Consider the following 12,790-nt stretch of genomic DNA (forward strand, 5'->3'; position numbering starts at 1 on the left):
ACATATAACACAAACAATCAAGGGGTAGAAAGAGGTCAAAAATGGCGCAAGAGACGAGCACCTTATCCATCAGCGAACTGAGCGATCTGGTTGTGAAGATTTTCGAAAATGCCGGCCTGTCCGGGCAGCAGGCGAGCGCCACGGCTGATGTGATTGTTGCCGGTGAACGCGACGGCTGTAAGTCACATGGTATTTACCGCATCGAAGGATGTCTTCGCACGATTGCCGCAGGCAAGGTTGAACCAAAAGCAAAACCGGAACTGACAGATGATGGCTCTGCAATTCTGCGTGTGGACGCTAAAGGTGCCTTTTCACCGGCCGCTTTCAAGCTGGGCGCACCCGCACTGGCCGAGCGGGCTCGTCAATTGGGCGTTGCAAGCCTTGTCATTAATTCCTGCACGCATTTTTCGGCATTGTGGCCCGAAATTGAGACGCTGACCGATATGGGACTTGCCGCGCTGGCCATATGTCCAAGCTATGCAAGCGTTGCCCCCTATGGCGGCAAAGAACCATTATTGGGCACCAACCCGATTGCCTTTGGCTGGCCCCGCCCTTCAAAACACCCTTATGTGTTCGATTTTGCCACATCGATTGCCGCACGCGGAGAAATTGAACTGCACCGCCGTGCCGGCACTCAAATACCCGAAGATTGGGCCGTTGATGTAGACGGTGAACCAACCACCGATCCAGAAAAAGCACTCGCCGGTGCCATGATGCCTTTCGGCGCGCATAAGGGCTCCGCAATCTCGACCATGATCGAACTTTTGTCAGGCGTGATGATCGGCGACATGACAAGCCCCGAAGCTTTGGAAAATCTTGGCAACACAACACTATCCCCGCATCACGGCGAACTGATTATTGCATTCAGCCCCGAAAAATTTGCGGCCGGACGGCCGGGAAATCCGTTCGTGCGCGCCGAAGTTTTGTTTGATGCCATATTAGGACAAGGCGCAAGACTGCCATCACAGCGCCGTTTCGCCATGCGAGATCAGACAATGCGCGACGGTGTCCAGTTGACCAGCGACGAAATGCAGTCCCTGCAATCCTTCTTGGCATAGCCCTGAATTGCGCGAAAAAAGCCGCCGCTAATCACAACTTAATCCGCACAATCAATCATCCGTTTCACTATAGTGAGACGGATGATAAAAGCTGATTTTAAACTTGAGTAATTTAGTCAACTATGCAATTTACGCCGGACAACCAAGACGGATACCGGTCAGCTAAAGCATTGCAGGCAGACCGATGATCCCGCATTTACAGGACGATAGCGACATGGAAAACCGGCCCTCAAGACGACTGCTCACAGTCGAGCGCGCGCAATATATAACGCCCAATATGATACGGATTACATTTGCCGGTGATGAACTTAATGGCATTGCAACGGACCGCGCTGGCGGGAATTGTAAAATTCTCCTGCCGGACGAAGGTCAATCGCGCGAAGATTTTGCGCAACAATTGGAAGATGGTCCCAAACCGGTAATACGCACCTATACAGTACGCTCGTTTCGCGAAAACCCACTTGAAATGGATGTCGATTTTGTGGCCCATGGCGATAGCGGACCGGCTGCGCGCTGGGCATCGCGCGCAAAGCCCGGCGATTTTTGCGGATTTGCAGGCCCTAGCCTGCCGAAACTGACGAAATTTTACGCCGATTATTACCTGATTGCCGCCGACATGACAGCTTTGCCGGTGGCCTGCGCCACATTGGAAGCAATGCCCGATGACGCCAAAGGCATTGCGGTCTTCGAAATTCTCTCCGAAGCCGACAAGCAGCCGATCAAAGCGCCTGCCGGAATTGAAATCCACTGGCTTGTTTCGCCTGACCCGCATCTACCGTCACCATTGCAGGAAGATTTCATCCGCTCTTTATCGCTGCCAAACGGAACAATCCAAACCTGCATCGCAGGTGAAAGTTCGGTTATCCGCGCGCTGCGCATCTATCTTGTCAATGAAAAGCAGATACCCAAGGAAGATGCCTATATATCAGGCTATTGGAAAATCGGCCTGATTGAAGATGAGCATCAGATCGAAAAGCGTAACGAATAAGCGCCGCGTCACGAATTAAAGCGCAGACACTTCTTTCAAGCGTCTGCGCCAAATCACGCCCCTGTGGAAATTTTACCACACGATCAAATCTCTCCCGATCAAGCGTTGTACGATCGATATAACTGTGTACTATCAACAAGCTATCAGTCCGGTGTCATGCGACCGTCGTAAAGCAGGAATAATCGGATCACAGGTAGATCGTCTGAAAAGTGCCGGTTTGCATAAGTTCATCCCGTTAATTTTAGCGGAAAGAGGAGAGAATGATGAAACTAAAAATAATGTTATCGACAGTCGCAATTGTCGCGCTATCAACAACAGCACAGGCAGAAACACTGCGTTTGCTGACATGGGGCGGTTATGCACCTGACGAAGTGATTGCCAAGTTTGAAGCCGAAACCGGCCACACGGTTGAAGTCACAAAATCCAACAATGAAGAAATGATCGCCAAGCTGCGCGCAACAAATGGCGGCGGATTTGATCTGGCACAGCCAAGTCAGGACCGCATTGCAGGCCCGCAGGCTGAATTCGGCATTTACAAGCCACTTGATCTTTCAAAAATCGATACGTCCCTGTTCATTCCTTCCATGCTGGAAGCCGCCAAAGGCAACACAACCTATGAAGGCGAAGTCTACGGCGTCCCTCACATCTGGGGTACAAGCGGCCTTATTGTAAATTCGGCGGAAGCATCCGACATCAAGGATTACACTGACCTGTGTAATGAATCCGTATCCGGCAAGGTTTCATACCGCCTCAAGCGCGCAACGCTTACCGGTTTTGCCTTTGCAATGGGCATGGACCCGTTTGCCGCTTATGACGACGAAGCAGCTTACAAAGACATTCTTGATAAAGTCGAAGCAAAGCTCATTGAATGTAAAGCCAATGTTAAAGCATATTGGGATGGCGGCGACGAAATTAAGAACCTCCTGCGCTCCGGTGAAGTTGTTGCTGCTATGGCTTGGGATACAGGCGGCTGGCAGTTGAACGCGGATAATGCGGATATCAATTATGTCGCGCCGGAATCAGGTGCGCTGGGCTGGATCGACACATTTGCCATTCCTGCACGTGGCCGCGCTGACGAAGCTGCCTATGCCTGGATCAACTTTGTCATGAAGCCTGATATTGCGGCTATGATCACCGAATCTGCCGGCAACTTTACGGCATCACAAGGCGGTGACGCCAATGTTAATGATGATCTAAAACAGCGTTATCAGGCTAGCTTTCCGCAGGAAGCCATTGATAATGTGAAATGGTATCCGGTCGTACCGGCAGGCTTGGAAGCCTTGGAAGGTGCTGCTCTGGACCGCATCAACGCGGCTCAGTAATAGCGCCTCAACCTAATGCATAATATAAAGAAGCGCGGCTCCCGCGCTTCTCCTTTTGAAAGCCAGTTTGCATATGTCTTCCACTCCGGATCTTGAATGTCGCGCTATCTCCAAAAGCTTCAAAGAGTTTAAAGCCGTTCGCGACGTCAGTTTCAGTGTGCCCCAAGGCACTTTCTTTTCTATTCTTGGCCCGTCCGGATGCGGTAAAACAACATTACTGCGTATGATCGCCGGTTTCCAGGAACCGACAAGCGGCGACCTGTTAATCAAAGGCCGATCAATGCTGGATGTCGCGCCCAACAGACGCCCCGTCTCAATGGTGTTTCAGCACCTCGCGCTGTTTCCTATGATGAGCATCGGCGCCAATGTGGGCTTTGGCCTGCGCCAGCGCGGCGTTAACAAAGCCGACATCAAAAAACAGGTAGAAGCGGTGCTGGAACGTGTCGGACTAGGCGGCACGAGCGACCGCGCTGTCAGTTCTCTTTCAGGCGGCCAGAAGCAGCGCGTGGCAATTGCCCGCTGCATGGTGCTGGAGCCTGATGTTCTTTTATTGGATGAGCCGCTGGGTGCGCTGGATTTAAAGCTGCGCGAGCATATGAAAATCGAGTTGAAACAGCTTCAGTCTGAATTCAACACCACCTTTGTTTATATCACGCACGACCAGTCCGAGGCCTTGGTGATGAGCGATCAGATTGCGGTGATGAACCACGGCGTGTTTGAGCAGGTCGGCACTGCCAAGGAACTTTATTACGAGCCGAAAACCGCCTTCGTCGCCGGATTTGTCGGCGAGGCAAACCGTTTTCATGCCACGGTCGACAGCGCCAAAAACGGCATTGTGAATTTGAAGACACCGGAAGGCAAAACCTTAAGCGGCCTTGATCTTGGCCGTGGCCTGACCAATGGCAGCAAGGTGGATGTGTTTGTGCGCCCTGAAGCTGTGCGCCTATCGCGCAACGCAAAAGATATAACCAAAATGGGCAACACCGGAAAAGGCACGGTTGAAAACGTGCTGTTTAACGGCGCCAACAGCCAGCTTATTTTGCGTGACGCGACCAATGGCGCACCATTGAATGTAGCGCTGCCGCAAACCGGAGAATTCCGCGATCTTGTCGTCGGAGATAATGTGCATTTTGGATGGGAGCCGGAACAGACCCGCTGTTTCGAGCATCAAGGCGCATGACATGAAGTCTGACAAATCCAAACTCACATTCTGGTTGCTGCTCTCGCCTCTGATATTGTGGTTGGCAACACTGATTATTCTGCCGCATATCGGCATGTTTTTTGTTTCGCTGCGCGAAAAAGTCGGCGTGCGCGAGTATGAAACCAGCTTTGCCAATTACGCCGTGTTCTTCAACGAACCGCTTTACTGGAACACATTTGCGCGCACAGCCTATATGTCGATTGCCGCAACTTTATTGACCCTGCTTATTGGTTTTCCGATTGCTTATTACATCGCCAAACTGACGCGCGGGCGCACCAAAACGACTCTGTTTTTAATGTGCCTGATCCCGTTCTGGGTCAGTGAACTCGTCCGCACATTTGGCTGGATGATCTTGCTGCGTGAGACCGGCGTGATATCGCAGGTTTTGCAATATGCTGGACTGGTCAATGGCCCTGTCGAGATGCTGTATAATGATGCAGCCATCATGACCGGACTGGTCTACACATCCATGCTCTTCATGGTGGTTCCGCTGGTCACCACACTCGACAGTCTGGATGACAGCTTGATTGAAGCCGGTTATGACCTTGGCGGCACCAGTTTTTCAATCCTGCGCGAGATTGTCATTCCCCATGCCATGCCCGGCATCGTCTCGGGCTGCATCGTGGTCTTCATGTTGTCGCTAGGCAATTATTTGACACCTATTTTGCTGGGCGGCAAAGACAGCCTCTGGTTTACCGGTCTGATCTACAGCCAGTTCATCACACGCTTTAACTGGGAGCTTGGTTCCGCTTTCGGCTTCCTTCTATTGGGGCTTTCGTCACTGATTGTTTTCCTCGGCCTCAAGCTTTCCGGCCAATCCCTAAGCAAGACAATGGCCCGCTGATATGATTACAACGATCCCGCAAAATTCGGCCTTCAAATGGTCATACCGGCTTTATGTCGCGCTGTTCTTTTTCTATCTGGCACTGCCTTTAGCCACCGTGTGCGTGTTTGCATTTAATGACAGCGTGTTTCCTTCCCTGCCATGGGAAGGCTTCACATGGGCTTGGTTCTTTGGTGATCAGGCTCCCTATATCGGCGTTTTCCATGAACGGCCGATCCTGCGCTCGGTGGTCACATCCGGCGTTGTCGCCTTCTGGGTTGCGGCCCTCTCGGTCTTTGTTGGCACATGTAACGCGTTCTTGTTTGTGCGCCATGATTTCCGCGGCAAAGGATTTTTATACATTCTGATGCTGCTGCCGTTGATTATTCCCGGCATTATTTTGGGCATTTCAATTCTGGTATTTACATCCAACGTTGCCAACACTTTGGAAGACGCGACAGGACTTTGGTTCGACGGATTGCGGCCCGGTATCATTCTGGTGATTTTGGGTCAGTTCTCATTCATCACAACATTTGCAACGCTGGTCATTTCCGCACGTTTACAGAAATTTGATCCCGGTCTTGAAGAAGCAGCGCTTAACCTTGGCGCAACGCCTTGGGGTGCGATCAGGCAGATCACATTGCCGTTTCTGTTTCCGGCAATGGCGGCAGCGGCGGTTGTTGCGGTGCTGATGAGTTTTGAGAACTTCAACACAACACTCATGCTTGTCGGGTCTGATGCGCCTTTGACAATCACCATGTTTGACCGCCTCAAGCTCGGCTCCACACCGGTGCTCAACGCGGTTTCACTGCTTCTGATTGTTGGCTCTGCAATATTGGGCTTGGCTTCGCTGCTATTACAGAAAAAGTAATAGCACGCGATTGTCATATCGGCAGTCTAGAGCACCGCACCGATTTGCCACGGCACGAATTCCACGCCGCCAAAGCCCAACTTTTCGCTTTTGGTTTTAGCCCCGCTAGCCACGTCAATGAGCATCTCAAAAATCTCGGCACCCTTATCAGCCAGAGAGTGACCTTCGGCAATCTCACCGCAATTCACATCCATATCATTGCTCATGCGCTGATACATATCAGAGTTGGAAGCAAGCTTGATACAGGGGGTTGGCATGTAACCTGAGACGGAACCGCGCCCCGTTGTAAAGGCAATCAGGTTCGCGCCCGACGCCACCTGCCCTGTCACCGAGCAAGGGTCATAACCGGGACTGTCCATGAACACGAAGCCTTTCTCCGTGATCGGTGCGGCATAATCATACACACCGGCAAGCGGCGCCTGCCCGCTTTTTGAAACAGCCCCCAAAGATTTTTCCAGAATTGTTGTCAGGCCGCCGCGCTTGTTACCGGGGCTGGGATTATTGTCCATCTTCGAGCCGTGGCGCGCACAATATTCTTCCCACCATGTCAGTTTGTCGACAAGCGCCTGCCCCACTTCAGCCGTTACGGCACGGCGCGTTAACAGATGTTCCGCACCATATATTTCTGATGTTTCTGAAAGAATGGATGTGCCGCCATGGGCGACCAGCAAATCAGAGGCAACGCCGAGCGCAGGATTAGCGGTAAAACCGGAATATCCGTCAGAGCCGCCGCATTGCATACCCAGCATGAGTTCGGATACGGGTGCAGGTTTACGCTCTGCCTGATTGGCATAGGCGGCCAGTGAGGTCAGTTCCTCAAGCCCTTTTTCAATTGTGCGCTGTGTTCCCCCCATCTGCTGGATGGTCATGTAACGCATTGGCCCGTCAGCCGTAATTTTGCGGTCGCCAACAAGCGTTGCAAGTTGCAGGACTTCACACCCAAGCCCCACGAGCAGAATGCCGCCAAAATTCGGATGTCTGGAATAACCGGCCAGCGTACGCACTAAAATATCATAGCCTTCGCCATGGTTCGCCATACCGCAGCCGCTGCCATGAACGATGGGAACAATGCCGTCGACATTCGGAAAATCGTCCAGTAGGCCTGATTTTTCCGCCGCCTCCACAATAAACCGCGCCACGGACCCCGAACAATTGACCGATGTTAAAACGCCCAGATAATTGCGTGTGCCCACCTTGCCATCGGCGCGGTGATAGCCTTGAAATGTGCGCTCTTTTGCAGGAGCAGGCACAGGGGTGACGGCAGATGAAAATGCGTAATCGACATTATGGCCACTCATTTCCATATTGTGCTCGTGCACATGGGAGCCAGCCGAAATCGGCACTGTTGCCTTGCCTATAATCTGACCGTAACGCAAAACGCTAGCACCGGCGGGAATATCAACAAGAGCAATTTTGTGCGATCTGGGAACAGCCTCGCGCGCAATGCCGTCACCGGCTTTAAGCGCCATAAGCGTAATCGCAACATTGTCGTTATCGTGAAGCTTCAAGATGTCAGGGGCGTTCATATCAATCCTCAAGTTTAACGATGACTTTAATCAGGTCCGCGCGATCCGCAGCAAGGCGCGTGAATTGCGACGACAGTTCCTCAAGCGATAAAATGCTGGAACAAAGACGACCGGCATCAATCAGCTTATCTTTAAACGCATCCATTACCCAGTCAAAATCCTGCTTAAGCGCGTTGCGGCTGCCAATCAAACGCATTTCTCTTTTGTGAAATTCTGGATCATGGAAAGTGATATTATCTTTGACGACGCTGACCAAAACATAAGAGCCGCCATGGGCCACGGTTTTAAAGCCTGCTTCTATTGCACCGCTGTGACCTGTCGCATCAAAAACAACATCATAGCCTTCGCCGCCTGTGCCGTCCAAAGCCGCCTCAACGGAATTAAAGCCCTGTTTGAAACCGAACTTTTGAGCCGCTGCATTTAATCGCGCTTCACTTAAGTCCAGCAAGCTGACATCGGCCCCTTCAAGCCTTGCAAAAAGAGCCGTACCAATACCGATAGGACCGACACCGGTAACCAGAACCTTGTCACCCGACCCCACTTCCGAGCGCCGCACGGCATGAGCGCCAATGGCCAGAAACTCGACCATGGCGGCTTCGATTTCACTCAAGCCTTCGGCCGGATACAGATTGCCGGAAGGCACCGCAAGCTGAGTTGCAAGCCCGCCATCGCGGTGCACACCAAGCACTTCGATATTATAACAACAATTGGGCTTGCCGCGTTTGCACGCACGGCAGCTACCGCAAGACAAATATGGATTGACGACAACCAGATCACCGGCTTTCCATCCATCGCCATCGCCTACAATCCGCCCGCTTAGTTCATGACCGATCACGCGCGGATACGCCAGATAAGGATGTTTGCCCTCCAGAATATGATAATCTGTTCCGCAAACGCCAACCGCACAAATATCGATCAGCACCCATCCATCCGGCACTTCTGCCACGGCGGGCCGGTTTTCAATGGCAAATTTGCCGGGCTCGACAACCACTCCAACCTGCATCATTTCTGCGCTCATTAGGCCTGCCCCCGCGGCGTCCAGTCATCCGGAAGCGCCCCTTTGATTATCAGGCTCAACACGTCATCCTTGTTCACATCTTTAATTGCGAACGTACCGACATTACGCCCCTTGTTCATCACCATCACCCTGTCACACAGCTCGAACACGTCGTGCATGTCATGACTAATGAGAAAAATGCCGATCCCTTCGGCTTTTAGCCGCAACGTCAAATCCGCAACCATCGCCGTTTCAGATGGCCCCAGCGCAGCCGTCGGCTCGTCCATAATCAGCACTTTGGCCTGAAAATATATAGCGCGCGCAATCGCAATGACCTGCCGCTGTCCGCCCGATAGATTGGACACCGCATCGCGCAGATTTTTGAAATTCGGATTGAGTTGACGCAGCGCGTTTTCAGCTTCTGAAAACATCCGCGCATCATCCAGATTGCCAAAGCGTGTTTTAAGTTCACGGCCAAGAAAAAGATTGGCGGCAGCATCCAGATGGTTCGCCAGCGCCAGGGTCTGGTAGATTGTTTCAATACCATTGAGGCGCGCGTCCTGCGGCGTATCAATGACAGCTTCCTGCCCGTTGATCAGGATTTTACCTTCATTGGGCTTCATCGCGCCTGACAAAATACGCATGAGACATGATTTACCGGCGCCATTATGCCCCAAAACGCCGACCACCTCGCCTGCGTTAAGACTTACCGACACATCCTCAACCGCATGCAATCCACCAAAGCGCTTATGGATATGCGACATCTCGACCAAAGGAGTTTTTTCTGTTGCAGTATTTAGCATAGTTGATTTCGCCGCTCATAGGTGAGCAGCCGGCGCAACACTTACGCCGGCCGCTGCATCATCAGTAAAGTACGTTTTGTGCTTCGGGAGAATCGATGTTCTCTTTTGTCACCATCACAACACCGGTATCGATGAAGTCAGTCACCGTCTCTCCGGCAAGAAGATCGATCACTGCTTTAACGCCAAGCTCGCCCATCTGGAACGAGCCTTGAACAGCCGTTGCAAGCAATGTGCCGCTCTTGACCATATCCTGAAGGTCCGTATTGCCGTCAAAACCGATCGCGGTGAGCTGTCCTGCCTTGCCTGCCTGCTCGATTGCACGGCCCATGCCGATGGCGGTTGGTTCATTGGCGCCAAAGATACCGATCAGATCGCCATTGGCCGCCAGTGTATCTGTTGTTTGATTAAGCGCTGTGGCCATTTGTGATTGCGAATAAAGCGGACCAACGATTTCAATGTCGGAATTTTCTTCCAGATATTTGGTAAAGCAGCCCACGCGGCCGATTTCAGAGCCGACACCGGCGACATAAGACATCACCGCGACTTTGCCGGAGCTTCCCGCATTGTCGATCATCAGTTTTGCAGCCTGCTCCCCTGCCGCGCAATTGTCCGTTGAAAGGAATGTCTGGTAATATTGCTCATTACCCTCTGCCAAACCGCTATCGATGATAGCAACCGGGATACCGGCTTCAAAGGCACGTTTGACAGCAGGCGCTAACGCTTCAGGATCAGACGGTGCAAGAACGATTGCCGACACACCGCGGTTAATCGCATTCTCGACAAGCGACACCTGATCGGCCACAGCCGACTCGGATGCAGGACCATTGAACGACATGGTGTGCTCGCTTTGCTCATCGATAGCCGCTGTCGCGCCCTTATTCACATTTTGCCAGAAATTGGAGTTTGTCGTCTTGACGATGACGGCAATTTCTCCAGCCGAAACTGTGGAAGCAGCCAAAGCCAGCGCACTTGTTGCAAGTATGGTTTTCAGTATTTTCTTCATAGTTTCCTCCCTCATGAAGATCTTGGTTTAAGTCGTTCGATCAGTTTCGGTTGCGCATCTGGTCGATAAACACCGCCCCGATAACGACGACACCGATTATGATTTGTTGAATGAATGCGGATGTTCCCGCCATGTTGAGGCCATTGCGCAGAACGCCGATAATAAAGGCACCAATCATACTGCCGGAGATGCTGCCGACACCGCCCATCAAAGAGGCACCGCCAATAACCGATGCCGCAATCGCATCAAGCTCGTACATCACCCCTTCATTGGGCTGGATTGTTACAAGGCGCGACATCAAAACCATGCCCGCAAGCCCCGCCAATGCCCCTGAAGCTGTGTAAGCCCAAATTTTCGTGCGCACGACATCAACGCCAGACAAACGCGCGGCCTCTTCATTGGAACCCACCGAAAAAATATGTCTGCCAATCTGGCGGCGCTGCAACAAATATGCGCCAAGCACAGCCATGACCAAAAGCAGAACCGCCGGATAAGGAATGCCTGGGAAAATCACCTTGGGAAAACCGTTCGCCTGCATTTCGACCACGCGGAAAAACGATCCATTGCCCAGCGCGCCAAAAGTCTCGCCAAGCCTGCTGATCGGTGCCGCTCCGGTCAATTGCAACGCGACACCGCGCGCGATCATCATCATGCCAAGCGTTGCCACAAAGGGCGTAATCCGCATTTTGGTGATAACCAGACCGTTTACGAAGCCGCAGACGCCACCGGCCACCACGCCAAGCGCCATTGCTGGCACAACGGGGAGCCCTGCCTTAATGAGCAAACCTGTCACAACGCCTGAAAGCGCCAAAACAGATCCCACACTTAGATCAATGCCGCCTGTGATGATGACCATGGTCATGCCGATGGCCAGAAGGCCGATCACCGCTGTTTGCAGCAGAACGGTCAGACCGTTGTTGACCGACAAAAATGCTGGGCTGGTAAAGGAAAATGCCAGAATAAGCAGAAGCAATGTGATTAATGCGGAAAGCTTATGCAGCGCTGAACCGGACGGCAAAAACCGCATTCTTGAACGGGTCTGTACTTCAGACAAAATCACTCCTCCCAGAGTCATTTCTGGTTTTAATAATAATAAACAGTATCGGTGGGAAAAGATGCCGTCAATTGTTTTTAATTTTTTTGTACAATCGCAAAAAACAGTTATGATGATTCTGCAGAATACGAAAACGAGTGAGTTTCATGGCCCGCACAAATGAACGCTTTGTCTTAGCCCACAAGCAGATGTTGTCGCTTTGTGATAAAATGGCGGTGGGAGAAACTTTACCGTCTGAAAACGTTTTGGCGTCACAGCTTGGTGTCAGCCGGACTGTCATTCGCAGTGTTTTAGCCACACTGGATGAGCAGTCGATCATTACCCTTAACGGCCGTGAAAAACTGATCAAACGGCGCTCGAAACCCGCCGATCAGATGGAATTGCCGGCAGCTCTTTTGACCATTGAAGAACTTGAACAGCATTTTCTGGAATGGGTATTACGAATGGATGTGCCGCCCGGAACGGTGCTTAATGTTGCCCAGCTCGCAAAAGATTTCTCCGTCGCCCCGCACACATTGCAGGAATTTTTCTCATCCCTGAGCCGGTTCGGCATCGTGGTGCGGCGTCCACGCGGCGGCTGGGTCCTGCATGGCTTTACAGCAGATTATGCAATTGAACTCTCCGACTTCCGCAATGTTCTGGAACTCAATTCTGTGCGGCACCTCGTTGCCCTGCCGGAAGACCACGACATCTGGTCAAAACTCGATGTGCTGGAACAGGATCACCTTTCACTGCTTGAAAGGATTGATAAGGACTATCACGACTTCTCGAAGCTGGATGAAACCTTTCATGAGGCGATCAACAGCGTTGTCATCAACCGCTTCGTAAAGGAGTTTCAGAAGGTCATCTCACTGATTTTCCATTACCACTTCCAGTGGAATAAAACAGATGAGCGCAAACGCAATGAAAGCGCGATAAAGGAGCATCTGATTTATATCGACGCCTTGCGCAGCCGCGATGTTGAAAAAGCGGAAACGGCGGCAAAAAATCATTTGGCCACATCAAAGCAGACCTTGCTTGGCTCGCTGGAGGCAAACAGTCATGCTAGCTAGAGCATGTCAAGAAGGGTGGAAACCGGTTTTCCGCCCGGACATGCGCAAATCAAAGGGTTAAAGCGTGGATGCGATTCAGTGAAAAGCAGACA

General features: G+C 51.8%; 12 protein-coding genes. 7 read left to right on the top strand and 5 right to left on the bottom strand.

All coding sequences use genetic code 11. From position 1 onward, the window contains the following. Positions 1–41 precede the first annotated feature (41 nt). From SU32_RS13565 to SU32_RS13590, 6 genes are all read left to right on the top strand, one after another. Positions 42–1,058: an Ldh family oxidoreductase gene (locus SU32_RS13565; RefSeq protein WP_053999916.1), complete on the top strand. Its 1,017-nt coding sequence runs from the start codon at positions 42–44 to the stop codon at positions 1,056–1,058. A 184-nt stretch (positions 1,059–1,242) separates the two neighbouring features. Continuing rightward, positions 1,243–2,046 (top strand): siderophore-interacting protein, encoded by an 804-nt coding sequence (locus tag SU32_RS13570; protein ID WP_245625543.1) that lies wholly within the window; start codon positions 1,243–1,245, stop codon positions 2,044–2,046. A 260-nt stretch (positions 2,047–2,306) separates the two neighbouring features. Beyond that, complete coding sequence (locus SU32_RS13575; protein WP_082376752.1) at positions 2,307–3,368, top strand: extracellular solute-binding protein; 1,062 nt, start codon at positions 2,307–2,309, stop codon at positions 3,366–3,368. 73 nt (positions 3,369–3,441) lie between these two features. Further along, on the top strand, positions 3,442–4,548 hold the full coding sequence (locus SU32_RS13580) for an ABC transporter ATP-binding protein (protein WP_053999918.1): 1,107 nt from the start codon (positions 3,442–3,444) through the stop codon (positions 4,546–4,548). A gap of 1 nt (position 4,549) precedes the next feature. Continuing rightward, positions 4,550–5,413, top strand: a complete 864-nt coding sequence (locus SU32_RS13585) for an ABC transporter permease (protein WP_053999919.1) — start codon at positions 4,550–4,552, stop codon at positions 5,411–5,413. A 1-nt stretch (position 5,414) separates the two neighbouring features. After that, positions 5,415–6,263: an ABC transporter permease gene (locus SU32_RS13590; protein WP_053999920.1), complete on the top strand. Its 849-nt coding sequence runs from the start codon at positions 5,415–5,417 to the stop codon at positions 6,261–6,263. Between the two features lie 26 nt (positions 6,264–6,289). Here SU32_RS13590 and SU32_RS13595 read toward each other — a convergent pair whose 3' ends face one another. The 5 genes from SU32_RS13595 to SU32_RS13615 all read right to left on the bottom strand — a co-directional run bounded on the left by SU32_RS13595 (position 6,290) and on the right by SU32_RS13615 (position 11,619). Further along, positions 6,290–7,789: a UxaA family hydrolase gene (locus tag SU32_RS13595; RefSeq protein ID WP_053999921.1), complete on the bottom strand. Its 1,500-nt coding sequence runs from the start codon at positions 7,787–7,789 to the stop codon at positions 6,290–6,292. Position 7,790: 1 nt separating this feature from the next. Further along, a complete protein-coding gene (locus SU32_RS13600; protein ID WP_082376754.1) occupies positions 7,791–8,807 on the bottom strand; it encodes a zinc-binding alcohol dehydrogenase family protein in 1,017 nt (338 codons plus the stop codon). After that, positions 8,807–9,589 (bottom strand): ATP-binding cassette domain-containing protein, encoded by a 783-nt coding sequence (locus tag SU32_RS13605; protein WP_053999922.1) that lies wholly within the window; start codon positions 9,587–9,589, stop codon positions 8,807–8,809. The genes SU32_RS13600 and SU32_RS13605 overlap by 1 nt, the downstream gene beginning before the upstream one ends. A 61-nt stretch (positions 9,590–9,650) precedes the next feature. Continuing rightward, positions 9,651–10,592 (bottom strand): ABC transporter substrate-binding protein, encoded by a 942-nt coding sequence (locus SU32_RS13610; RefSeq protein ID WP_053999923.1) that lies wholly within the window; start codon positions 10,590–10,592, stop codon positions 9,651–9,653. Between the two features lie 40 nt (positions 10,593–10,632). Further along, a complete protein-coding gene (locus SU32_RS13615; RefSeq protein WP_053999924.1) occupies positions 10,633–11,619 on the bottom strand; it encodes an ABC transporter permease in 987 nt (328 codons plus the stop codon). A gap of 173 nt (positions 11,620–11,792) precedes the next feature. Between SU32_RS13615 and SU32_RS13620 the strand changes: the two genes are divergently transcribed. Beyond that, a complete protein-coding gene (locus tag SU32_RS13620) occupies positions 11,793–12,698 on the top strand; it encodes a GntR family transcriptional regulator (protein WP_053999925.1) in 906 nt (301 codons plus the stop codon). The last annotated feature ends 92 nt before the right edge of the window (positions 12,699–12,790 follow it).

The organism is Ahrensia marina (assembly GCF_001293565.1).
Taxonomy (GTDB): domain Bacteria; phylum Pseudomonadota; class Alphaproteobacteria; order Rhizobiales; family Rhizobiaceae; genus Ahrensia; species Ahrensia marina.